This window comes from Microcoleus sp. bin38.metabat.b11b12b14.051 (assembly GCF_013299165.1).
Taxonomy (GTDB): Bacteria; Cyanobacteriota; Cyanobacteriia; order Cyanobacteriales; family Microcoleaceae; genus Microcoleus.
Map to the genome: position 1 here is coordinate 77,024 of NZ_JAAFKD010000014.1, position 22,293 is coordinate 99,316.

At 45.9% G+C, this 22,293-nt stretch carries 21 protein-coding genes; 11 read left to right on the top strand and 10 right to left on the bottom strand.

Annotated elements, in window-relative coordinates; genetic code table 11:
• Positions 1–5: 5 nt before the first annotated feature.
• The 6 genes from QZW47_RS16360 to QZW47_RS16385 are packed head-to-tail and all read left to right on the top strand — an operon-like array spanning position 6 to position 2,082.
• The gene (locus QZW47_RS16360) at positions 6–314 is read left to right on the top strand and encodes a type II toxin-antitoxin system HigB family toxin (protein ID WP_293128644.1); all 309 of its coding nucleotides are present in this window, start codon (positions 6–8) and stop codon (positions 312–314) included.
• Positions 289–702 carry a transcriptional regulator gene (locus QZW47_RS16365; protein WP_293128645.1) on the top strand — a complete coding sequence of 138 codons (414 nt, stop codon included), beginning with the start codon at positions 289–291 and terminating at the stop codon, positions 700–702. Before QZW47_RS16360 ends, QZW47_RS16365 begins: the two co-directional genes overlap by 26 nt.
• 42 nt (positions 703–744) lie before the next feature.
• A complete protein-coding gene (locus QZW47_RS16370) occupies positions 745–1,089 on the top strand; it encodes a type II toxin-antitoxin system RelE/ParE family toxin (RefSeq protein ID WP_293128647.1) in 345 nt (114 codons plus the stop codon).
• Positions 1,082–1,435, top strand: coding sequence for a transcriptional regulator (locus QZW47_RS16375; protein WP_293128649.1), 354 nt, complete (start codon positions 1,082–1,084; stop codon positions 1,433–1,435). Before QZW47_RS16370 ends, QZW47_RS16375 begins: the two co-directional genes overlap by 8 nt.
• A 13-nt stretch (positions 1,436–1,448) precedes the next feature.
• Complete coding sequence (locus QZW47_RS16380; RefSeq protein WP_293128651.1) at positions 1,449–1,910, top strand: SRPBCC family protein; 462 nt, start codon at positions 1,449–1,451, stop codon at positions 1,908–1,910.
• The gene (locus tag QZW47_RS16385; RefSeq protein ID WP_193976309.1) at positions 1,894–2,082 is read left to right on the top strand and encodes a CPXCG motif-containing cysteine-rich protein; all 189 of its coding nucleotides are present in this window, start codon (positions 1,894–1,896) and stop codon (positions 2,080–2,082) included. Before QZW47_RS16380 ends, QZW47_RS16385 begins: the two co-directional genes overlap by 17 nt.
• 4 nt (positions 2,083–2,086) lie before the next feature.
• Here QZW47_RS16385 and QZW47_RS16390 read toward each other — a convergent pair whose 3' ends face one another.
• Both QZW47_RS16390 and QZW47_RS16395 read right to left on the bottom strand, forming a co-directional pair.
• Positions 2,087–2,839, bottom strand: coding sequence for a gamma-glutamyl-gamma-aminobutyrate hydrolase family protein (locus QZW47_RS16390; protein WP_293128655.1), 753 nt, complete (start codon positions 2,837–2,839; stop codon positions 2,087–2,089).
• A 314-nt stretch (positions 2,840–3,153) separates the two neighbouring features.
• Entirely contained in the window at positions 3,154–3,813 is a 660-nt protein-coding gene (locus QZW47_RS16395) for a DUF2834 domain-containing protein (RefSeq protein ID WP_293128657.1), read from the bottom strand.
• Positions 3,814–3,852: 39 nt separating this feature from the next.
• Between QZW47_RS16395 and QZW47_RS16400 the strand changes: the two genes are divergently transcribed.
• Positions 3,853–4,014, top strand: coding sequence for a hypothetical protein (locus QZW47_RS16400; protein WP_293128659.1), 162 nt, complete (start codon positions 3,853–3,855; stop codon positions 4,012–4,014).
• Between the two features lie 85 nt (positions 4,015–4,099).
• On the opposite strand, the gene QZW47_RS16405 is transcribed toward QZW47_RS16400, so the two are convergent.
• Positions 4,100–5,377 carry an FAD-dependent oxidoreductase gene (locus QZW47_RS16405; protein WP_293128661.1) on the bottom strand — a complete coding sequence of 426 codons (1,278 nt, stop codon included), beginning with the start codon at positions 5,375–5,377 and terminating at the stop codon, positions 4,100–4,102.
• 240 nt (positions 5,378–5,617) lie between these two features.
• Between QZW47_RS16405 and QZW47_RS16410 the strand changes: the two genes are divergently transcribed.
• On the top strand, positions 5,618–6,940 hold the full coding sequence (locus tag QZW47_RS16410; RefSeq protein WP_293128663.1) for a glycoside hydrolase family 10 protein: 1,323 nt from the start codon (positions 5,618–5,620) through the stop codon (positions 6,938–6,940).
• Between the two features lie 167 nt (positions 6,941–7,107).
• Positions 7,108–8,088, top strand: a complete 981-nt coding sequence (locus QZW47_RS16415) for an aldo/keto reductase (RefSeq protein WP_293128665.1) — start codon at positions 7,108–7,110, stop codon at positions 8,086–8,088.
• Positions 8,089–8,303: 215 nt separating this feature from the next.
• On the opposite strand, the gene QZW47_RS16420 is transcribed toward QZW47_RS16415, so the two are convergent.
• The 4 genes from QZW47_RS16420 to QZW47_RS16435 form a co-directional block, all read right to left on the bottom strand.
• Positions 8,304–9,515 carry a M20 family metallopeptidase gene (locus QZW47_RS16420; protein ID WP_293128666.1) on the bottom strand — a complete coding sequence of 404 codons (1,212 nt, stop codon included), beginning with the start codon at positions 9,513–9,515 and terminating at the stop codon, positions 8,304–8,306.
• Between the two features lie 216 nt (positions 9,516–9,731).
• Positions 9,732–10,439: a dethiobiotin synthase gene (bioD, locus tag QZW47_RS16425; RefSeq protein ID WP_293128668.1), complete on the bottom strand. Its 708-nt coding sequence runs from the start codon at positions 10,437–10,439 to the stop codon at positions 9,732–9,734.
• Between the two features lie 58 nt (positions 10,440–10,497).
• The gene (locus tag QZW47_RS16430; RefSeq protein ID WP_293128670.1) at positions 10,498–12,195 is read right to left on the bottom strand and encodes a serine/threonine-protein kinase; all 1,698 of its coding nucleotides are present in this window, start codon (positions 12,193–12,195) and stop codon (positions 10,498–10,500) included.
• 432 nt (positions 12,196–12,627) lie between these two features.
• Entirely contained in the window at positions 12,628–13,086 is a 459-nt protein-coding gene (locus QZW47_RS16435) for a GatB/YqeY domain-containing protein (RefSeq protein ID WP_293128672.1), read from the bottom strand.
• A 412-nt stretch (positions 13,087–13,498) separates the two neighbouring features.
• Between QZW47_RS16435 and QZW47_RS16440 the strand changes: the two genes are divergently transcribed.
• Together QZW47_RS16440 and QZW47_RS16445 are read left to right on the top strand one after the other, a co-directional pair.
• The gene (locus tag QZW47_RS16440) at positions 13,499–14,491 is read left to right on the top strand and encodes a ribose-phosphate pyrophosphokinase (RefSeq protein ID WP_293128674.1); all 993 of its coding nucleotides are present in this window, start codon (positions 13,499–13,501) and stop codon (positions 14,489–14,491) included.
• A 273-nt stretch (positions 14,492–14,764) separates the two neighbouring features.
• Positions 14,765–16,021, top strand: coding sequence for a DUF3747 domain-containing protein (locus tag QZW47_RS16445; protein ID WP_293128676.1), 1,257 nt, complete (start codon positions 14,765–14,767; stop codon positions 16,019–16,021).
• A gap of 114 nt (positions 16,022–16,135) precedes the next feature.
• Here the strand turns inward: QZW47_RS16445 and QZW47_RS16450 are convergent, their stop codons facing one another.
• The 3 genes from QZW47_RS16450 to QZW47_RS16460 all read right to left on the bottom strand — a co-directional run bounded on the left by QZW47_RS16450 (position 16,136) and on the right by QZW47_RS16460 (position 21,841).
• Positions 16,136–16,471, bottom strand: a complete 336-nt coding sequence (locus tag QZW47_RS16450; protein ID WP_293128678.1) for a XisI protein — start codon at positions 16,469–16,471, stop codon at positions 16,136–16,138.
• Between the two features lie 188 nt (positions 16,472–16,659).
• A complete protein-coding gene (locus QZW47_RS16455) occupies positions 16,660–17,559 on the bottom strand; it encodes a hypothetical protein (protein ID WP_293128680.1) in 900 nt (299 codons plus the stop codon).
• Positions 17,537–21,841, bottom strand: coding sequence for an AAA domain-containing protein (locus QZW47_RS16460; protein WP_293128682.1), 4,305 nt, complete (start codon positions 21,839–21,841; stop codon positions 17,537–17,539). Before QZW47_RS16460 ends, QZW47_RS16455 begins: the two co-directional genes overlap by 23 nt.
• Between the last annotated feature and the right edge of the window lie 452 nt (positions 21,842–22,293).

The window sequence follows — 22,293 nt, forward strand, 5'->3', positions numbered from 1 at the left end:
GTCTCATGCGTGTCATTAGCCGAAAACGACTAAAAGAATTTTGGGAAACACACCCCAATGCTGAAACAAGTCTGTTGCTGTGGTATCAGCGTAGTTGTGATGCTGAATGGCAAAGTTTAGTAGATACGCATAAAGTATTTCCTTCGGCTGATTTAGTCGGTAACTTTATGGTATTTAATATTGGTGGTAATAACTATCGATTAATTACTTTTATCGATTATGAATACCAGATAGTGTTTGTCCGCTGTGTTTTAACTCATGCAGAATATGATAAGGAGAACTGGAAAAATGACAACTGGTTTAAAAACTCCTAGTAGCTACTACATTGAGATCATCACGACTTTTCCACCGCGTCCAATTACTTGTGAAGCTGAGTTGATTGCTACACAAAATCGGATTGATTCTATTGTGAATCGGAGAACTCTCACGCAAGACGATCGAGATTACTTAAATGTGCTGGGTACACTTGTTTATGATTACGAACAAAAACATGAGCCAATGCCAGTTTTGCAAGGTATTAAACTACTGAAAGCGTTGATGATTGAAGACAATATTCAAGAAAAAGATTTGATTGATATTTTTGAATCCGAGTCTTGGGTATCTGAGGTAATGAATGGAAAGCGGGAATTGACGGTGAGTCAAATTCAAAAGTTAGCTAAGTTTTTTCATCTTTCCCCTGTGGCATTTCTTGAGTATAATTAGTTGCAAGTATACTGGGATGTCTAACCCAGCTATAATATAGTTATGCCAGAAGTCCAACCCAAGGAAATTAAGCGTTATATCACCTCCGACGGCAGAGTACCTTTCGCTGAGTGGTTTGATTCCTTCAAAGATGCCAATACTCAAGCCAAAATTAGATCTAGGTTAAATCGGGTTATTACTGGCAATTTTGGAGACTATCGTTCAGTTGGAGAAGGAGTGTGCGAACTCAGAATAGACTATGGCCCTGGTTTTAGAATCTATTTTGGGCAAGTAGGAACAACAATTGTGATTCTTCTCTGCGGTGGAGATAAAAGCACTCAAAGCCGAGATATCCGCCAAGCAAAAGAATACTGGACAGATTATAATAGGAGTGAAAGCAATGACTAAAAGTATCCCGGATCATCCGTTTTTGATTGAATCTCTCAGAAAAGATCCGGCATTATCAGCCGCCTACATAACTGCGACAATTGAAGAAGAAAACCCGGAACCTCAACTGCTGAAACAGGCACTCACCGATGTAGCAGAAGCTTTGGGTCAACCCAAAATGACTCCAGAAGAATATGAATTGCACTTGAAACAACTGGATGAATTGCTGTCACATCAAGGCAGTGATACGATTTATAATCTGGGAACTTGGCTGAATGCTTTGGGATTGAAACTAACTGTTGCTGTTTGTACTGATACAGAGGATAATACTGTAAATGCTGAAATTCCAGCGGAATTAACTGTTTAGCGCAATTCAAAAAATGCCCAATTTTAAATACTCGTCTCTGATTGATGCCACCGTTGAAACAGTCTGGAAATTTTACGAAAAGCCGGATATTCTGCAACTTTTGACTCCGCCTTGGCAACCGGTAAAAATCATTCGCCGCGAAGGTGGACTTGGTGTCGGCGCTGTATCAGAATTTCGCTTGTTATTGGGGCCGATTCCGGTAAAATGGGTGGCGACTCACACTGAGTGCGAACAATATCGCTTGTTTGTGGACGAACAAACTGAGGGGCCGATGGCAAGTTGGACTCACCGACACGAGTTTACCACAGAAAATGGTCAGACTAGATTAACGGATGCGATCGCCTTTTCGATACCGGGCGGCCCGATTGTCGATTTGTTGTTAGGTTGGTGGGTAGAAATGCGCTTAACAGATATGTTTCGCTACCGCCACGAAGTTACAAAAAGAGAGTGCGAAAAAGATGGAAACAACGGCTGAATATTATTGTGCTTTTTGCGGCGAACCGAGTACAACTTTTGTTGATATCAGCGCAGGTATGGAGCAATCTTACATCGAAGATTGTCAAGTTTGCTGTCGCCCGAATGTTCTGTATGTCAGAATAGATGAAGATACGCTCGATATTGAAATAGACACAGACTATCAAGAATAATTGATTATGAAAATGTAGGAATTAGATTTGTAGCTGATTTTGTAGAATTCATGAATTTTGCAGCGGCTGCTTGCACGAAAGCCTGAAAAATTCGAGAGTTTATTGAACATTTTGGTGACATCTCTGGGTGCCACTGCACTGCTATCATCCAAGGATGATTTTGGTGCTCCATTGCTTCTACTAAAGTGTCAGGTGCATCGGCTACAATTTCCCAATCGGATGTTACTTTCCGCACTGCTTGATGATGCCAGGAAACAACTGTTGTGGAAGTTGTTCCCATGATTTTTGCGAGCCGACTGTTTGGCTCAATTTCAATGCTATGCTCGATCGCACGTGGGGGAATGCCCGATCCGTGACTAACCTCCATACCGTAAGCATCCGGTACGTGAATCACCAAACTGCCACCGCTAGCTACGTTCAGGATTTGCATTCCGCGACAAATCCCCAACACAGGTATATCCGCCTTGAAAGCTAGCTTGGCTAAGCTTAATTCAAAGTTATCACGTTCTGCGTTAACCGAGTAAACTGTGCGATCGAGCAAACCGCCATAAAGTTCTGGATTGATATCTCCACCACCGGAAAAAATCAAACCATCTACGGCATCAAAAATACTAGCCGGATTTAATTGATTAGGCGGCAGTAAAATCGGAATGCCACCTGCTGCCTGCACTGCATCAATATAAGATCCGTTGAGGCAATATTCACCTGCTTGACTGCGGTTGTAAGTTGTGATGCCAATGATGGGATATTTTTTCATTTGCTACAGAGTGGCAGATAATTATTTATATTGGACTTTAGTCCGCAAGAAGGACTGAAGTCCTCACTACAAACTTATTTTAGAGGTTCGATCGTTCGGACTTTAGTCCGCAAGAAGGACTGAAGTCCTCACTACAAACTTATTTTAGAGGTTCGATCGTTCGGACTTTAGTCCGCAAGAAGGACTGAAGTCCTCACTACAAACTTATTTTAGAGGTTCGATCGTTCGGACTTTAGTCCGCAAGAAGGACTGAAGTCCTCACTACAAACTTATTTTAATTCCTAGATTAAACCGAGCAGTGTCGGCACTGCTGTCTAATTGGTAACAGTTTTAGAATCAGTTGCTGGCAATGGTGGGCGCGTGCACAGATAAGCCAACGGGCCAAACAACGGCACTAATGTTACCGCCCAAAATGCTGTAGAATTTTGCATTCCTCGGCGCGCCATATCATCGGCTAATAAGGCAGGAAATACCAGAGAAAGCATACAAAAATCTAAACTCATGACGTGGATAAAACGGCTGGTTTGCCACTGCTGAACAAAATCAGACCAATCGCCTTTTGTCAAGCCAGAAGCAACTAACGCCGCAGCGCCTAATGTTAGGACAATCCCAGTAAATCGGGAGTCTAATATTTTTAAGAATATATTTTTATTTCCAGCAAATTCTGGATTCGGTTCGCGGAGGGCTAAATAAGGCAGTAAGGCAAATGCGCCGACACCGAATGATAAAGTGGCAAAAATCCATGCTCGTATTTTCTGCCCTCTACCGTCGGCGAATAAGACGCAACTGTAGATGAGCGGCCAGACTCCCATGATGTTGAATAAGGCTACAATTAAGGGGTTGATGTCTGCTACTTTGCCTGTGGAAAGGTTGGTAATTAGTGTGATGGTGTCAGGGCTGTCGGGTGGTGCAAATACAAAGGCGTAGGTGCTGAAGGCAATCCAAAGTAGCCAAAATCCAATTTTTCTCGACATAGTTATTTTTTTATTTTGGTATTAGTATAGCAATTTTAAATGATTTTGGATTTTTTAACCGCAGAGGGCGCAGAGGGCGCAGAGGAAGAGAAGAGGAGATTAGATTTGAATGTATTACTATTTGGTATTGTTGGTTTTGGGCAGATTAGTGAATTGTTGCATGAATTGGCGATCGATCCAATCTTTCCAGTACCACAGTAATGCTGATTTTGGATTTTTTAACCGCAGAGGGCGCAGAGTACGCGGAGGAAGAGTAGAGGAGAGATGATTAGATTTGAATGTATTGTTATTTGGTATTGTTGGTTTTGGGCAGATTACTGAATTGTTGCATGAATTGGCGATCGATCCAATCTTTCCAGTACCACAGTAATGCTGATTCCCACATCCACGTGCCGCGAGATGCGATCGCTCTTTTATTCCCGGTACCGATTAAGCCTAAATATTTTTCCTGTGGTACAAAGGGTTTCAGCGGTTGTGCTAGTAAAAAGTGTTGCAAATTTTCAAACAGCGGTTTGCCCTGACGCACGGCAAATACGCCTGCTTTGGGACGGGGATGGTTAATCATGGTGGCGATGTCTCCAGCCCCGAATACGTTGGGGTGAGAGGCTGATTGCAGGTAATGGTTGACTTGCATAAATCCGTTTGAGTCGATCGCTAAACCTGATTCTCCGATCCAATGGGCGGCGGATGCTTGTGTTACCCAAAAAATGCGATCGCACTCCATGTTCAAACCCGATTTACAGTATATTTGGGCATTGGGCATTGGGCATTGGGCATTGGGCATTGGGCATTGGGCATTGGATGCTATTTCAATCATTTCTTGGTTTTCTATCGCACGGACTTTTTCCATTAAATGTACTTTAATGCCACGAGTAATCAGAATTTCTTTGAGGCGATGACGTACTCTATAGTTATGTCCCGGCATCAATTCAGCACCGCTATGAAACAAGTGAATTTCTAATCCGTCTTCCTTCTTCCTTCTTCCTTCTTCCTTCTTCCTTCTTCCCTCTTCTTTCGCAAAACGAGATTGCATATTTAATGCCAATTCTACGCCGCCTGCACCGCCACCGACAATGGCAATCCGCACGGGTTTTTCTGGCTGATTTTGTTGTTCAGCAATTAACTGATTCCAGTTAGCTAAAAATTCCGGTACAGGCTTAGCGGGAATTGCGTATTCTGCCGCACCCGGTACTGATAGAGTGGCGGGAGTGCTGCCGATATCCACAGACAGCACGTCAAAGTTAATTGGAGGGATGGTTTGACAAATTACTAAATTTTTGTTAAAGTCGATCGCGATCGCCCGATCGACCAATATTTGACATCCGGCAAATTCCGCGAGCGATCGCAAATCGATGTGACATTCATCATAATCGTAAAATCCGGCAACGTGTCCCGGCAACATTCCCGAATAAGGCGCGTGCACTACGTCGCTAATCAGAGTCAACCGCACGGAGGGCAGCGGTTTGAGACCAAACATTTTCAATACAATAGCATGACTGTGACCGCCACCAATTAAGACTAAATCTTTCACAATTACAGATGTTCGATCGAAATATCTCAGCACCGATATTGTACAACACTTCCACTTCGGGAGGCAGCGCTGTCCGGTCAGGAGAGCTGGTGGCGTGTAATGAAGATTGGCCAGCACTTTGACAAAATGCTCTCACTCACCCCCTGCATCACAGATTTACAGCGATTGTGCGATCGTACATTCAGCACAAATGGCTGTAGACTGTAGAGCGAGCAAATTTTATCACCAACTTATGCTGGGGTGTGTTTGATAGCTAACTCACCATTCACAATTATGACATTACGGATGATTCCTCGCAGTTGGTCGCGATCGATTAAACGCCTGTTCCCACTGCTGTTTGCCCTCTCATTCATTATAGTATTGCTGGGTAATTATGCGATCAGGGCGATCGCCCAACAACCCCGCCAAGAAATTCGCGGAGTTTGGATGACAACAAATGACAAAGACATCCTCAGAGATAGGCGCAAAGTAGCCGAGGCTGTCAGCCAATTAAAGCGATTAAATTTTAACACCATTTATCCCGTAGTCTGGAACTCTGGCTATGCAATGTATCCCAGCCCAGTCGCCCAGCAAAGAGATATTCAACCCTTTGTTTATAGAGGGTTAGACGGACAAGATATGATCGGAGATTTAATCGCTCAAGCCCACCGCCAAGGCTTGCTAGTAATTCCTTGGTTTGAGTTTGGTTTCATGACTCCTCCTACCTCAGAATTAGCATTAAATAATCCCGATTGGCTCACACAAAAACAAGACGGTAGCCAAACATCAAATGGGGCAGGTGGCGAAGTAGTTTGGCTCAATCCATTTCATCCCGAAGTGCAGAAATTTATTACTGAACTTGTACTAGAAATCACCACACAATACAACGCCGACGGCATTCAATTCGACGATCACATGAGTTTGCCATCAGAATTTGGCTATGACGAATATACAGTCGCTTTGTATACTAAAGAAACAAAAAAAGCACCTCCAACCGATTCTCAAGATCCAGCCTGGGTGAAATGGCGGGCTAATAAAATTACGGCGTTTATGTCGCAACTAAATCAAGCCGTCAAAGCAGCAAAACCCAATGCAATTTTCTCAATTTCTCCCAATTACTACGAATTTGCTTACAAATATCACCTGCAAGATTGGCTGGCTTGGGTGCGTTTGGATATTGCCGATGAACTAATTGTGCAAGTGTACCGTCCCAATTTAGAATCATTTGTGGACAAGATTAACCGTCCAGAAATGCGAGAAGCACAGCAAAAGATTCCCACCGGAGTTGGGATTATGACAGGTTTGAGAAATCGCCGAGTACCAATGCAGCAAATTCAATCCCAGGTACGGGCTGTCCAAGAATACGGCTTAGGTGCTGCTTTCTTTTATTACGAAAGCTTGTGGGAAGATGCACCTGAACCAATTGCAGATAGACTTTCTCAATTTAGTGCTTTCTTCCCATCTTCTGCATTCCGCACAGCACTACAAATACCCAGACGCGCCGCAACTTTTCCTCCGCCACCCCCAGCCAAACCAGATCCCAAAGCTAAGCCAAATCAACCTACAAAAAATAGCCCACCTTCGCCATCACCCTCACCAACCACATCAAAAAAGTAAAAAGTAGATGTGTGCTGTGCTACAGCTTACCGTGATAAGCTGGTCTTGGTCTAATTTCAACCATCTTGTTTTTTGAATCTGTTGTGGGGCGTTGCTCCTAGCCCGCCCGAAAAGAAAAATTAAATTTAAATGTAGAACAGGTTATCAATCATTAATCATCAATAAAAATGCCAACAAATCAACAAATTGTACTACCAAAAATGGGCTGCGGTACATGGGCCTGGGGAAACCGACTGCTTTGGGGTTACGATGAAAGTATGGACGCGGAATTACAAGCCGTGTTCAATCTTTCTGTTAATAATGGTGTCACTTTATTTGATACAGGTGATTCCTACGGAACCGGGAAATTAAACGGACGCAGCGAGCAACTTTTGGGGCAGTTTTCTCAACAATATCAAGGTGCAAATCAAGATAATATTTGTATTGCAACAAAACTAGCTGCTTATCCTTGGAGACTCACCCGAAAATCCATGATATCGGCTGGAAAAGCCTCGGCTGCACGCCTCGGAAAGAATGTGGATTTGGTGCAAATGCACTGGTCTACGGCTAATTATGCCCCTTGGCAAGAGGGGGCTCTTTTGGACGGTTTGGCTGACCTTTACGAGCAAGGATTGGTCAAGGGAGTGGGTTTATCTAATTACGGGCCGAAACGATTGAAATGGGTGCATCAAAGATTTAGTTCGCGCCAAGTTCCAATTGTTACTTTACAAGTGCAATATTCGCTACTTTCTACCTATCCGGTGACTGAACTCGGATTGAAAGATGTTTGCGATGAATTGGGTATTAAATTGATTGCTTACAGTCCTTTAGCTTTGGGTTTGCTGACTGGTAAATATTCTGAAAATGGTATACTTCCTAAGGGTATTCGAGGTTTGGCTTGCAAGCAGTTATTGCCGGGAATGCAATTACTTTTGGATTGTTTGCGAGAAATAGCGACATTCAGAAATAAGACTGTTTCGCAGGTAGCAATCAATTGGTGTATCTGTAAAGAAACTATTCCGATTCCTGGAGCTAAATCTGCGGCGCAAGCGATGGATAATATTGGTGCTTTGGGCTGGAAGTTGGACTCGGGGGAGGTTGCGGAATTGGATAAGGTGGCGGCGAGTGTAGATAAGAAAATGGTGCAGAATATCTTTCAAACGAGATAACCAGGTTCGTAGTGAGGACTTCAGTCCGCAAACAAGAAGGACTGAAGTCCTCACTACGAACCCATAGATAACCAGGTTCGTAGTGAGGACTTCAGTCCGCAAACAAGAAGGACTGAAGTCCTCACTACGAACCTATAAATAACCAGGTTCGTAGTGAGGACTTCAGTCCGCAAACAAGAAGGACTGAAGTCCTCACTACGAACCTATGAAGAAAGTTAATTGCAAAATTGTTCTACGCAGCGCACAAACATTTCTACACCCATCCCTAGCGCAGTTTCATCAAAATCAAAGCGCGGGTGATGGTGCGGGTAAGCTAAGTTTTTCTCGGGATTTGCCGAGCCCAAGAAGAAATAGCAACCGGGGACTTCTTGTAAAAAGAATGACATATCCTCGCCGCCCATTGTTTGACATTCCGGTACTATTCCCGCAGGAGTTTCTACAACGGATTCGGCTACGCTACGTACTAAGTCAGCCATGCTGGAATCGTTGATGACTGGCGGGTAAAGCGCGCAATAATCGAGTTTATAAGTTGCGCCGTGACTTTGACAAATTCCGCGAATTACTTGTTCGATGCGCTGAGTGAAATAACCTTGATATATTGGATTGAAATAGCGCACTGTGCCGCCGATGTGGGCGGTGTCGGCGATGACGTTGTGGGTGTGCCCTGCGTGGAATTTGCCTACTGTAACTACGGCGGAGTCGATCGGGTTAATGTTTCGTGCGACAATTGCCTGTAGGGCGCTGACTATTTGGGCTGTAACGACGATCGCATCTACAGTCTGATGTGGCATTCCACCATGCCCGCCTTTGCCAAAAATCGTGCAGTCAAAAACTTCTACAGCCGCCATCAGCGCGCCACTGCGGACGCCTACAGTGCCTAAAGGTAGATTGTTCCACAAATGCAAGCCGACGATCGCCTCAACATCAGGATTCTGCAAAACTCCCGCATCAATCATCGGTTTTGCGCCGCCCGGGCCTTCTTCGGCGGGCTGAAAGATGAATTTTACCTTACCCGAAAAGCTGTGTTTGTGTTTGGCGAGATAGCAGACTGTCCCAAGGGCGATCGCAGTATGACCGTCATGACCGCAAGCGTGCATAATACCATCATGCTGCGATCGATAATCCACCTCATTTTCCTCTTGAATCGGCAAAGCATCCATATCCGCCCGAATTGCCAAAACTCGCCCCGGTTTCCCACTGTCGATAGTTGCGACAACACCCGTTTTAGCAATATTAGTTTGATGCTCAATCCCCCATTCCTGCAACTTTTGCGAGACAAACTGCGCCGTTAAATTCTCATCAAAACTCAACTCCGGTTTTTGGTGCAAGCGGCGCCGCCATTCCACTAGCTGAGGCTGCAAACTTCTAATCTCCAATCGTAATTGAGATAAATCGACATCAGTTAAATTCGGCACAGTAGAAACCATGTTTTTTTAAATTATGAACAACTTGTAAAACTCTCTCCTTTCTTTCTCTGCGCTCTCTGTGTTCTCTGTGGTAAAAAAAATCTTATTCAACAATCAAATGTAAATGCTATATCAATCCTATCTGAGTTGTGCCGGAGATTTTTTTTGATTAACCGCAGAGGGCGCAGAGTACGCAGAGGATGAGAAGAATGAGCAAGAGAGGTGTTGAGAATAGGGTTATTTGGAAGCTGTAGAAACTAAATTAACTCCTGGTAATAAGCGTTCTAAATCTAATCCTGAAGCTGATGCCGCTAATTTTGTCAGGTCATTTGGGTCATCTAAATATGGCAAAGTACCTAACACTGGCATTTGAGTCAAAGACTGGATTAAATCGATCGGCGCCAAATCGGCAATTTCTTGTTCCGAACAAGCTTGCACGCAATTGAGGACAATGCCTCTAAGCTGAAAGCCTGTGTGTCTGGCGAGGGCAACGTTTGCTACAGCTTGCCCGATCGCGCCCAACCTCACAGGTACCACCAAAACACCCCTCAAACGCCAATCTCGCGCAATATCCGCCACCGTCAGTTCCCGGGTTACAGGCGAACCCAGTCCTCCCAAAGCCTCGACCAACACAAAATCCTTGCGCTCAGTGAGGCTTTGCAGGGCCGTCCAGACCTTTTCAAGTTCGATATGTCTCCCCTCACGTTCCGCAGCCACCGGCGGTGCTAAAGGCGCGCTAAAGTGCAGAGGATTGAGTTCTTCGGGGGATTGGTCGAGGGTAAACAAACGGGTGTAGAGTTCGCGATCGCCCGTGCCGGTTTGCAACAGCTTCATAATTCCTAAACTGCGATCGGGAAAATACATTTGCCAATAAGCAGCCAGAGCGCTGGTCAAAACAGTTTTGCCCGCGTCGGTATCAGTTCCAGCAATCAGCAGCGAGTTCATTGGCAAATAGCGAATAAGTAATTGGCTTCAACTTTAGTCTAGGGGAATTTTGCCAGAACTAGGGTGAAGGCGAGGGTGCGGGAGTTGGTGCAGGCTCCGGTGACGGCGCGGGAGTTGGCGCGGGATCCGGCGACGGTGCGGGAGTTGGTGCAGGTTCCGGCGAGGGCGCGGGAGTCGGTGCAGGAGTCGGTGCAGGTGCGGGAGTTGGTGCTGGGGTAGGTTTGGGAGTCGGTGAAGGTGCGGGAGTTGGTGCGGGAGTCGGTGAAGGTGCCGGAGCCGGTGCTGGGGTAGGTTTGGGCGTAGGTTTGGGCGTAGGTTTGGGCGTAGGGGTAGGTTTGGGCGTTGGTGTTGGTTCCGGCACAGGCGCTGGGCTTGGTTCCGGCACAGGCGCTGGGCTTGGTTCCGGCACAGGCGCTGGGCTTGGTTCCGGCAAAGGTGCTGGGCTTGGTTCCGGCAAAGGTTCTGGGCTTGGTTCCGGCAAAGGTGCTGGGCTTGGTTCCGGTACAGGTGCTGGAGTTGGTAGTGGACTTAGTTCTGGGCTTGGGCTTGGTAAAGGTTCTGGGTTTGGTATTGGCGTTAGTCTCGGCGTCGGATTTATGATGACTGGTGGTGGCGCTGTGGGAGTAGGTTTGGGCGTCGGTTTGTTGAGAAATGAGCCTACTAATGCCCAGGAACCAAACCCTGTCAAGATGACTAAGCCTGTTAGCAGTCCGATCGCAGCAGCGGGATTATCCCACAAAGAGCCACCAGCCGCCTCAATTAGCGGATCTGGCTGGTTTTGCGGGCCGGGACTCAGGGGCACCATCGGCTCGGACTCGGGTGGCCGGCCCACGGCTACCGTTGCGATTAGCGAAGCATTTGACGGCACGACTGCTGACGCGGGTGGTGCAGTGGGGACGTTAGATTGAGGGTTAGGATTAGTTTGGGTGTCGAGTGCTTGGGCGACTTCGCTGACAGATTGATATCGATCGCCCGGAGAGCGATTTAACATCCGATTCAACACCAAAGCCAAACCCGGGCTTACCTGCACTCGCTGCTGCCAATTCCACTGTAGCGTTGTTTGATCCAGCAATTCCTGCGGTTCTTTGCCCGTCAGCAGGACGATCGCCGTTACAGCTAAAGCATACAGGTCACTGCTCGCCGTAGCGCGTCCGCTTTGTAACTGTTCCATCGGCGCGTAGCCAATTTTACCCACAGTTGTCGCATGGGCTGTGCCTTCGGGAGACTGCACCTTGGTGGCGAGTTCCTTCACCACTCCAAAGTCAATCAGTACCGGCAACTTGTCCATTTCTCGGCGGATAATATTTTCTGGCGAGATGTCGCGGTGGATGATGCCCCGGGCGTGGATGTGAGCCAGTACCGGCAGCATTTGCCTTATAAATACTAAAACTTCGGCTTCGCTGAAGGTGCTACCTGTGGAAGTGCGATCGAGCAAAAGTTCGCGGTAAGTCATCCCTTCCACGTAATCCTGCACCAAAAACAAACGTTGATTTTCTTCAAATATTGCCCGAAACTGGGGAATTTGCGGGTGGGCAATTTGGTAAAGTATAGCCGCCTCTCTTTGAAACAATTCCTTCGATTTTTCCAAAACGTAAGGCCCGCTTTGCATTGGAATCAATTCCTTCAGGGCGCAGCGTTCTTTAAACCGCCCTTCATCTTCTACTAAATAAGTCCGGCCAAATCCCCCTTGACCTAAAATACTTACCAAGCGGTAGCGGTTTTGTAGTAGAGTTCCAATAGCAATAGGTGGCTGCATAAGTTTAAGTAGAAACTGTTAAATAATAGGCGATCGATCGCAGACTTAGAATTCTAGGTCTTTAATGCCCCAGAGTTTACTTCACTGTCTGTAGTTCCCAGTCCCGACCAAAGTTAGCATTTTACATTTTTTTTGAGCAACTTTGAGAAATTTGGTTTTTTCCAGGTCAACGAGGGGTAAACTCCCTCTGGTTGCTTTGCGATCGACCCCTAAAACCCGTCCGCAAAGCCAAACCCCAGAAGATTTACCACTAAATTCTCCCTCCTGACTGCCAACTGCCAACAGTCAACAGTCAACAGTCAACTGTCAACCACCAACTGCCAACTGCCAACTGTCAACCGTCAACTGCCAACAGTCAACAGTCAACAGTCAACAGTCAACCGCCAACAGTCAACCGCCAACCGCCAACCGCCAACAGTCAACCGCCAACAGTCAACTGTTAAGCTTTGCCTTCACCATGTCTTGAATTCTGTTACCATCAGCTTTGCCCTTAAGCTGCTGCATCGCCTTGCCCATCACCTTGCCCATATCTTTAGCAGAAGTAGCGCCCACCGACGCAATCACCTCGTCAACCACTTGACTCACCTCTTCGTCTGACATCTGCGCCGGCAAATACTCTTCCAGAATTGCCAACTCCGCCTCCTCTTGTGCCACTAAGTCCTCGCGGCCACCTTTGCGGTATTGGTCGATCGAATCCCGGCGCTGTTTGGCTATTTGCATCAAAATTTCCAATTCATGAGCTTCTGTCAGCGTCTCTTGTCCCGAAGGACGCAGGCTGACTTCTTTTTCGAGAATAACTTTTTTGATGCCGCGAACAGTTTCCAAGCGAACTTTGTCCTTCGACTTCATCGCTGCTTTGATTTCTGCGTCAATCCGTTCTCTTAAGCTCATCGATTTCTACCTTGCTTTGCCTGATCTCAAAAATCAGGAGTATGCTTCCGATTCTTAACTTTTTTACAGTATTTTGCAAGTTTATTGCCTGTTGGTGGTGTTTCGATCGTCTTGAACCCGGAGGGCTTGGGCCGCACACCGAATTTGGGGCGGCTGCACTTGGAGTCTCCGCCCCAAACAGACTGTAGCCATAATTTTTAGACAAACAGCCACAAGTGCGATCGTACTTCTGACTGTCCACAGCCTGCCATAAACTCTGTTTATCGGACATATTTGTGCAAGTCCTATTCAGTTCGCCTAACTTAACACTTCCTGCCCCCCCGAAAGTTAAATCTCTTCAAATATAGGCTGAACATTTCTAATTTCCGATGGTAAGATAGCGGTTAAATAAACGTCTTGCAAGAGGCCTGCTGTGATCCGTTCTGCTACTTTACCGCTTCCGCTTCCCGAGCCGCCGGTTTCCGCTCACGACCGTCTGCGGCTGTTCTCCGGTTCTGCTAACGTTCCCCTCGCCCAAGAGGTGGCTCGCTATTTGGGGATCGATTTGGGGCCGATGGTTCGCAAGCGGTTCGCTGATGGGGAACTCTACGTTCAAATTCAAGAATCGATTCGGGGTTGCGATGTTTACTTAATTCAGCCTACTTGCTGTCCGGTGAACGATCGCCTCATGGAATTACTAATTATGATCGATGCTTGTCGTCGCGCTTCGGCAAGACAAGTTACTGCCGTGATTCCCTACTATGGTTATGCTAGGGCCGATCGCAAAACAGCCGGCAGAGAGTCAATTACTGCCAAGTTAGTAGCTAATTTGATTACTGAAGCCGGAGCAAATCGCATTTTGGGTATGGATTTGCACTCGGCTCAGATTCAAGGTTATTTTGACATTCCCTTCGATCATGTTTACGGTTCGCCAGTGCTTTTAGATTATCTCGCGAGCAAGCAGTTGACAGATATTGTTGTGGTTTCGCCGGATGTTGGCGGAGTTGCTAGGGCGAGAGCTTTTGCCAAAAAGCTTGGCGATGCTCCCCTAGCAATTATTGACAAGCGCCGCCAAGCTCACAACGTCGCCGAAGTGATGAACCTCATCGGGGATGTTAGAGGCAAAACAGCCGTGTTAGTGGACGATATGATCGATACTGCGGGCACGATTTGCGAAGGTGCGAGATTGTTACGCCGCGAAGGTGCGAGACAGGTATATGCTTGTGCTACTCATGCAGTTTTTTCGCATCCGGCGATCGAGCGTTTGTCTAGCGGAGTCTTAGAAGAAGTAATTGTTACAAATACAATTCCCGTACCTGAAGAGAACCGATTCAAGCAGTTGACGGTGCTTTCGGTAGCAAATTTGCTGGGCGAAACTATTTGGCGGATTCACGAAGATAGTTCTGTTAGCAGTATGTTCCGCTAAGTAGAAAAGGCACTTGTTCAATATTTGTTTTAAGGTGCGTTAACCAGAGTGTAACGCACCATTTTTCAATTGGTTCGTAGTGAAGACTTTAGTCCTATCAATTTTCCGATGACTAAAGTCCGCACGATCGAACCAATTTTATGATGTTTATTTGATCGGACTGAGCATTATCGGAACAAGTAATGGTAAAATTCTATCTTGTTGTCTCAGATGTGCGAGCTTTTCATATTCTAGAGATGTCTCGCCAAAACAATGGGTAAATAGGGAAAAACTATGAAACATTCACTGGTACGAGCAGCGGCCGCCTTTGTCGGTTCAGCAATTTTAACACTCGGGGCGATCGCTCCAGCGAAAGCATATACTTTTGACGAAAGCCAAATTAACCAAGATCGAGTAATTGCGATCGCCCAACCCCGCGGTTTAGGCGGCTACCAACTGTTAATTGTAGAACAAGTCACAGACAGACGCAAGTGCTGGAGCGAAAGCGGCTCTAATCCCGTGACAGTCGATCCGTTATTAGTTACCTTTGATTTCACCGGCATTTGCGGTCGGGCCACCGACAGCAACGGCTTTTCTATCCGCATGGCCGGCACCGATTTAGCATTAAAATACAGCCTAATTTTGCAAAATATTGATGGCAATATTTTACTAATGGGAATTCCCGTCGATCCCAACGATCAACCCATCGTCATCGGCCGCACAAACGGCGACACAAACGGCTTTATGAAAATCACCCTCGATCCAGCTTGGCGCTTCACCAAAAGAGCTTATCAAGGCAAAGTATTAGGTCACTTTTATTTAACTAGCAGTCAACCCGCACCAGGAACAACTGGAAATACCGGCGGAAATACCGGCGGAAATACCGGCGGGAATACTGGCGGAAATACTGGCGGGAATACTGGCGGAAATACTGGCGGAAATACCGGCGGAAATACATTCGGAGATATTGCTACCGATATCTACGCTTCCGAAATAAAAGAAGCTGTAGCGCTAGGATTTGTCGCCGGCTTTGCTCAAGATAATACCTTTCGGCCACAACTTGCCGTTACCAGAGAACAATTAGTATCTTTAGTATTGGAATCTTTAAAAGGAATCCCAGGTGCTAATATCACATTTCCTAGCAATGTTTCTACCCGTCCCTATAGCGACGTTGATAGCACCAGATGGAGTGCCGGAAAAGTTAAATTTGCGCGGGAAAATAAAATAGTTAGTGGCTATACAGATGGCACTTTTAAACCGATGCAATCAGTGACTCGCGCTGAATTGATGGCGGTGCTGCGAAGAGCAGGAGAATTTGGTTTATCTGCGCGGGGAAAGCAGCCGGAATTAGTTTCAGATCGGCCGCAGCAAGGTTTTTCGGATACTCAGAATCATTGGGCTGCTGCTATTATTACTCAAATGTCTGGTTATTGTAGTGTAGCTTCGCCTCTCAACGAAGTTGGAACTCGTTTTGCTCCCGATGATTCTGCAAAGCGGAATTACGCGGCGGCGGCTACTTTGCGGATGCTGAAATGCGTTAAAGCTCAATAGAATCATTGTAGGGTGCGTCACAGAAGCGAATGCAAAATAATTGGGATTTTCCCAAGAGACGCGCCCTATACTAAGTGGACATCTGTCAACTGTCAACTGTCAACTGTCAACTGTTTAAGCTACACCATAATCAGTATACGGTCGTTTGTATGGCGGTTGCAATCCCAAAACGATATCCTCTCTTGACACTCCCATTTCAACTAATTCTTTCGCAGGATCTTGGTCGGTCAAATTTTGCTGAAGCCAGATTTTTCCATCTTTGATGTCAATGTGAATGATGCTTCGATAAATTCGGTTAAGGTGTTCCCAGCCGACATTCATCCACTGATAATGATCTCGTTCTGTGTCGCAGATAAGTTGCACTTCGACTTCATCATTAGAAACATCTTCTTCGGCATAACGGGTGATTAATGTCTGAACGTATTGACGATATTGAGCTAGTTTGTCCATTGCACAATTACCTCATTTTTTGAATCGTATACGATTAGAAATACCTGATATCGCGTAACTACAAATTTTAGCGAAATTACAGTATATTGTCAATCATTAAAATACTAATTTTCTCAATAATTTTGAGTAAATGCGGACTGAAGTCCGCACTACGAACCAGGTTTGTAGTGAGGACTTTAGTCCGCAGATTACTTGTTTCCCGACTCGATTTCCTTGGCTTTCTTCTTTGATGACTTTTTAGGAGTTTTTGGAACCGGGATTGTTTCTGACTCAGGTTGTGGGATTTCTGCGGTGGATTTGCACAATTCATTCAACAATTTCTGCTGAGATTCGAGCTCATTTAGCCGATTTGATGCTGTTTCTAATATTTGTTTTCCCTGTCGGGCTTGGATGGTGGTTTTATTTGCGATCGCATCCAGCAACACAAAAACTGATACAATTTGCCAAATATCCATATCGTCGCCGATAACAGCGCACTCAGACACAATTTTGCCATTGGCTGGGGCGTGGATTCCTAAGCCGGAAGCTTGAATCAACGGCTGCATTTCTGTTATGCTTAACTCTGCAAGGTCGCTAATTTGATGTTCGAGTGAGACTAACTCTGCTAAATTTGGTAAGTTGAGCGATTCTGCGGGTAAAGCATCGAACCCGAAGGTGAGAGTTTGATTTAATGGATCGGAGATGGCGTAAATTGATTGGATTTGCGATCGACTAACTGCACCTTTTTCTACAAAATCTTGACCTTGGGGCGCGATCGTAATTCTACCATGATCCGCGACATCCAAAATATCCAAATTAACCAAATTCGTCGCCGCAGTCTTCACAAAAACCTGATCCAACCCCAGCAAATCGGCTAATTCCTGCAAAGTCGGCGCGGGATCGAACTCCACACCAGCCCGCAAAATGAACTCTTCTAACACATTAAACTCGCGCGGTTCACTAATCGCGACTTCCAGCGGAGTTTGGCGGATAGCAAAGCGGAATTGACGCGCCGCCAACACTGACAAGCCAGGGTTTTCTTGCTCAATTTGTGCCGCTAGCGAAGTTAAATTCGAGTCAATTTGTTTAGTTGAGGATGCTAGCAACATCTACAAAACCTCCGCAATGACGCACCGTTTTTGAAACTTCCTGATACATTTTTCCCACAGTACCTGTTTGTTGGGTAAATAAATCGTGACAGCCGACAACTATCAGCAATTCCTGGGCGCGCGAAAAAGCCACATTCACCCGTTCCGGTTCCTTAGCAAATCCAATATCGCCCCTAACATTATTACATACTGTGCTGACGATAATTACAGGTCTTTCCATGCCTTGAAATATGTCAACCGTACCAGTACGAATGCTCAAAGATGGGAATCTTTCGGAGGCGATTCTATCTTTAATTGCATTCAATTGAGCACCGTAAAAAGTAATGATTCCGATTTCCTTCGGTGGTTCACCCTGTACCATTTTAGGCCGCCAAGCGGTTTCCATCTGTTCGCACAAAAGCTCGATCGCATCTATCTCCTTGACATTCAACCGCGAAGTACCCTGTTTCCCCTCTTCAAACCCTTGTCCCACGGGCGTTTTCACCCACAGGATGTGATTGTGTTCTTTAATGATCTCACCTGTGAGATGGTGCGCGCGCCTCGTGTCTGCTTCCAAAATCCCGCAATTGAGCTTTTGCTGGTAAAACTGATTGATTGCGCCCATGATTTGCGGGTGCATTCGGTATTGAGTTGTCAGCATTTTTTTGATACCGTCGCCTGCATTTTCAAACAATATTTTGAACAGCGATTCTTTGATAAAGCTAAGTTCATCTCCCGTACAACCAATATCTTCGGCGATATCATCGATTGTACTTTGATTAAACATTGGCGGTAATTGTCTGTGATCGCCCACTAATACTAATTTTCTGCCCTTCAAAGCCGGAATTAATAATTCTGGCGGAGTGCATTTGCTCACTTCGTCAATGATGACTGCATCAAAGCTGGGAAAGTTTTTGCTAAAATCGAAACTCGCAGCTTGTACGCAGGTAATGCCGATGACGTTCGCATTGTCAATATAAATTTGTTTTAAATCGTTGCGGTCTTTCTCTGAGGGATTGCGGAGTTTTTCAATCCAATCTGTGACTAAGTTTTGAGAACGATTGAGGGCTGTTTCTTCTCGTTCTAATTCCCGCTGCCAATGTTTGAATATACGCTTGATTTTGCTTAAAAAATCTACGTTAAATAATCCCGTAATCGGGACTTCTATCTGGTATTTAGTCGGGATATTTTGCCATGCTGATTCCCACCAACTTCTCTCTCCGATTAATTCTGGCGCGGGTTGTTGCTGTTGAAGTTGAGCCGTAATTTCGCTTAATTCTGTTTGCAGTTGTGCGAGTTGCTGTTGGGAAGCTGTGGCGGCAATTTGCAGGGGGGATAATTGCTCATCAAGAGTAGTTTTGATGACTTCCAAAATGCAGAATGGATGTAATTCAGTAATGGATTTCTCAAGTTGAATAATGCTACTTTTCCAAACGTCAACTTGTTTGACAAACTGCTGCGGTTGTTCCCAAATATTCGACTTCTGCGCGAGATATTGTTCGGCTAAAATCCTCAACTTTTCTGGTACATTTGGTAATGCGACAATTGCTTGCAATAGATTCGTAACTTCGCTAATTTTTAAGTTGGCTGCTTGCTGCGCTGTTTCTACCTGAAGTTGGGCGGCGGATATTTGCTGCTGGCTGACGGTTTGACCTATTTTATCTAATAATTGTTGCTGTTTAATTAGTTGTTGTTCGGTTTCGGTTTTTAGGGGAACTATGCACTGGCGGGCGTTTCCGAGGATGCTGTGCAGCAATTCTTTGACTAGGCGATCGCAAGTTGCCTGGATTTGAGTTGGCTGCAAGGCTTCACTGTAAAATTGTTGGATGTTAGCTAAGAAAGTGCTGGCTTTGTCGATGATAAATTTGCGTTGACTGGCACTAATTTGGGAATAGCTGGCGAAGTCTCTGGCTAATTGTTGCCATTGTGCGCGATCGCCCACAGTGAGCACGATCGGCGTTTGACTCAAATTTAGGTGCAAAAACTCGCTAAACCGGAATTGTTGCCCTTGAATGTCCTTAAAACCTGCGTTGGCTTCGTGGGATAGGGCTTGTCGCAACCGATCCAGATCAGGTAAACTGACTTTACACTTCGGCGGGACGATCGGCATTTTGAGCTGACGGGCAATTTTCAAAAGTCCTGCGGGCAATTCTACCATATCATCCGTGAGCATCGCGCCCGTTTCCCAGCAAGCTTTCACGACTTCATACAATCCCGTATCCGCCGTCTCAATCCATCCCGCAACGGCGACAACAACGGCGGCAATTTCGGCTTTTCGCAGTTCCAAATTACTGATTTTCTGTTCGAGATTGTGGCGGTGTGTCTGATTTTGCTTGTCGCCCAATTGTAGCTGATTGACTGCATCCGATAACTGGCGCGACATCCGCAACGATTCCGCAACCCCTGACATAGCGTGACAAGCTTCCTCAGCGCGATCGCAAGCCGTCTTAAATTCCGATATTTGCGCTGCTACAGTTTCCCGCAACCAAACCGCAATCCCAAACGCGCCGCACGTCGGGCGATCGAATCCTATTTGAATAGTATGATTCACGCAAATCCGCACATTCGCCATAAAGTTTTCAACTAAAACATTATCTTCAGAATAAGGTTTTAGTTTCGGCATAAACTCGGCAACTTCCGAAGATTCCCAGTTAATCTCCGGCGCAGATAGCAGATTAGCCAGCCCATCAAATAAAAATGCAATCTCACTTTTTGCGGTTAAACTTTCTTGATACGCTGCTGATTGCGCGGTCAACTTTTCCTCAATATCTGCTTTCCCGTCGTGCAGATGTTTTTGTTCTTTAAAAAAAGCTCTTTCAGCAGCAAAGTAGGCATTAAATCTGTCGAAATCTGCCAACAACTGCCGCAAAGATGTCACATTAACTTGACGCTGCGATAGCTTTTGTTCGCAATCAATCGCCGTATTTTGCAGCCAAGTGCCGATCGCATTTTCTTCCAAAAACGGCTGGCCTTCCTCCTGTACCTTATGGGCTTTTCCCTTCCGCAAAGCCCGAATCGCCGGATTGTGCACCAGCCTACTCAAAGCATTATCAACGGCTAAATTAGCTTGGGAAGCAATCAGAGTTTTCCCACCCTGACGCGCAATTTGATAGCAAATTTCGGCAATCACCGTCGTTTTCCCGGTTCCCGGCGGGCCTTGAATTAGAATTAAATCCCGCGCCGAAAGCACCATTTCTACGGCGGCGAGTTGATCATCATTAGCATTGCGATTTAATAAGTCTTCCCGATCCAACTTAACCAGCTTGTCGGGAATTCTCGCCTGGGAAGAGTCGAATATAAACTCGCTTAAATAGGGATTTTGAGCGCGCCCATCTGTCAGCATTTTTAAAGCTTTCTTTTTGCGATCGATCTGACTGATATCGCCCGCCGCCTCGAAATACAAAAATCCTTGTTTGGGTAGTTGATATCTGCCACCCGCCAGGCGATCGCCCAAATCAACATCTAACTTAATCCGTAACTTACCACGATCGAACTCAATTTCGGCAATACTACCCAAAGTCTCGCCGTCACGCCCGCTTCTGCTTCCGGGCGGCGAATCAAACAAAATAATGTCTTCATTTCTGGCTTGTTTCAGCCTTTCGCGAAAGTCGCCGATTTGTAAGGGATTCTCATCGTAGCCGTCAAGAGTTGCCGAATTGCGATCGATTTCAAAAGTAACGATTTTGAAGCCAGAATCATAGTTGTGCGCGCGGAAAGGTACGCAAAATTGACGCGCTTCGGCGATGCGTTTTTCCACATTCAAGAAAGTGTGCCAAACTTTTAATTGTTCGGTACTCGGTATGTGTCTATCGTTCCAGAATGGCATTTGTTGAATGCGGGCGATCGACTTTGCAGGAATTGGCGATCTACTTTTCGGCAAAAGTCGCAACTGTACCGGCAAAGCATATCCATCTTTTCTACCTCTCGGAGTCGCTACCAATCCAGCATCCAGCAGTTTTAAGCCACCGATTCCATCTTCTATGCGTACAGTTGCTAACAATCGTAAAGTGCGATCGGCTTTTTGCAACAATTCGGGTAATTCACAATCATCTCGATCCGTAGCAAGCACCAATTCCCAGATTTCCTCTTCCGAAAATCTCTCATTTACCTTTTGGCGCCGCACGTAGAAAAGACTCGGAGATTGGCCGGCTATTTCCGACATTACAACTTCCGCCCGATCTCTGCATTCCCAATCGCAATATTTCGCTAAAGCCGCGTCTCCTTCAACTTGGCCAATAAACTTACTAATTGTGCGATCGCCACTAAATTTATATCCCCAATCTTCTGTTACTAAAGATGGCATACTTTGATTTTAGATTTTGGATTTTAGATTTTAGATTGGATTTAAGATTAGCATATAGAACCCATTTGAGATCTATTCTGCGTAAATCTCAGAAACCGGGTTTCTCTCGGTATTTCTCGTGACCAACCCAAAAACTCGTAGAAACCCGGTTTCTTGCCCCGCGCGTAAATCTCAGAAACCGGGTTAATCTCGGTATTTCTCGTCACCCAACCCAAAAACTCAAAGATGTCAAATCGGTTCTATAGATTCGTAGGGTGTGCATCGCCCACCAATTGAATTTGTAGGTGTGCATCGCACCGGTTAAGCACCGGTTAAGAAGACCCGGCGGTTAGAAACCGCGTCTACACAGACGAAACCCGCCTCCGCGGGTTGAAGACGAAGACCGGGCAATAAAAATCACGTTACCTTCTTCAGAAGACCCGGCGGTTAGAAACCGCGTCTACACAGACGAA

Excerpts from the sequence above, each read along its gene's own strand:
- QZW47_RS16360 (WP_293128644.1), top strand. The coding sequence starts at position 6 with ATGCGTGTCATTAGCCGAAAACGACTAAAAGAATTTTGGGAAACACAC.
- QZW47_RS16365 (WP_293128645.1), top strand. The coding sequence starts at position 289 with ATGACAACTGGTTTAAAAACTCCTAGTAGCTACTACATTGAGATCATC.
- QZW47_RS16370 (WP_293128647.1), top strand. The coding sequence starts at position 745 with ATGCCAGAAGTCCAACCCAAGGAAATTAAGCGTTATATCACCTCCGAC.
- QZW47_RS16375 (WP_293128649.1), top strand. The coding sequence starts at position 1,082 with ATGACTAAAAGTATCCCGGATCATCCGTTTTTGATTGAATCTCTCAGA.
- QZW47_RS16380 (WP_293128651.1), top strand. The coding sequence starts at position 1,449 with ATGCCCAATTTTAAATACTCGTCTCTGATTGATGCCACCGTTGAAACA.
- QZW47_RS16385 (WP_193976309.1), top strand. The coding sequence starts at position 1,894 with ATGGAAACAACGGCTGAATATTATTGTGCTTTTTGCGGCGAACCGAGT.
- QZW47_RS16390 (WP_293128655.1), bottom strand. The coding sequence starts at position 2,839 with ATGAAAAAATATCCCATCATTGGCATCACAACTTACAACCGCAGTCAA.
- QZW47_RS16395 (WP_293128657.1), bottom strand. The coding sequence starts at position 3,813 with ATGTCGAGAAAAATTGGATTTTGGCTACTTTGGATTGCCTTCAGCACC.
- QZW47_RS16400 (WP_293128659.1), top strand. The coding sequence starts at position 3,853 with ATGATTTTGGATTTTTTAACCGCAGAGGGCGCAGAGGGCGCAGAGGAA.
- QZW47_RS16410 (WP_293128663.1), top strand. The coding sequence starts at position 5,618 with ATGACATTACGGATGATTCCTCGCAGTTGGTCGCGATCGATTAAACGC.
- QZW47_RS16415 (WP_293128665.1), top strand. The coding sequence starts at position 7,108 with ATGCCAACAAATCAACAAATTGTACTACCAAAAATGGGCTGCGGTACA.
- QZW47_RS16420 (WP_293128666.1), bottom strand. The coding sequence starts at position 9,515 with ATGGTTTCTACTGTGCCGAATTTAACTGATGTCGATTTATCTCAATTA.
- bioD (WP_293128668.1), bottom strand. The coding sequence starts at position 10,439 with ATGAACTCGCTGCTGATTGCTGGAACTGATACCGACGCGGGCAAAACT.
- QZW47_RS16430 (WP_293128670.1), bottom strand. The coding sequence starts at position 12,195 with ATGCAGCCACCTATTGCTATTGGAACTCTACTACAAAACCGCTACCGC.
- QZW47_RS16435 (WP_293128672.1), bottom strand. The coding sequence starts at position 13,086 with ATGAGCTTAAGAGAACGGATTGACGCAGAAATCAAAGCAGCGATGAAG.
- QZW47_RS16445 (WP_293128676.1), top strand. The coding sequence starts at position 14,765 with ATGAAACATTCACTGGTACGAGCAGCGGCCGCCTTTGTCGGTTCAGCA.
- QZW47_RS16450 (WP_293128678.1), bottom strand. The coding sequence starts at position 16,471 with ATGGACAAACTAGCTCAATATCGTCAATACGTTCAGACATTAATCACC.
- QZW47_RS16455 (WP_293128680.1), bottom strand. The coding sequence starts at position 17,559 with ATGTTGCTAGCATCCTCAACTAAACAAATTGACTCGAATTTAACTTCG.
- QZW47_RS16460 (WP_293128682.1), bottom strand. The coding sequence starts at position 21,841 with ATGCCATCTTTAGTAACAGAAGATTGGGGATATAAATTTAGTGGCGAT.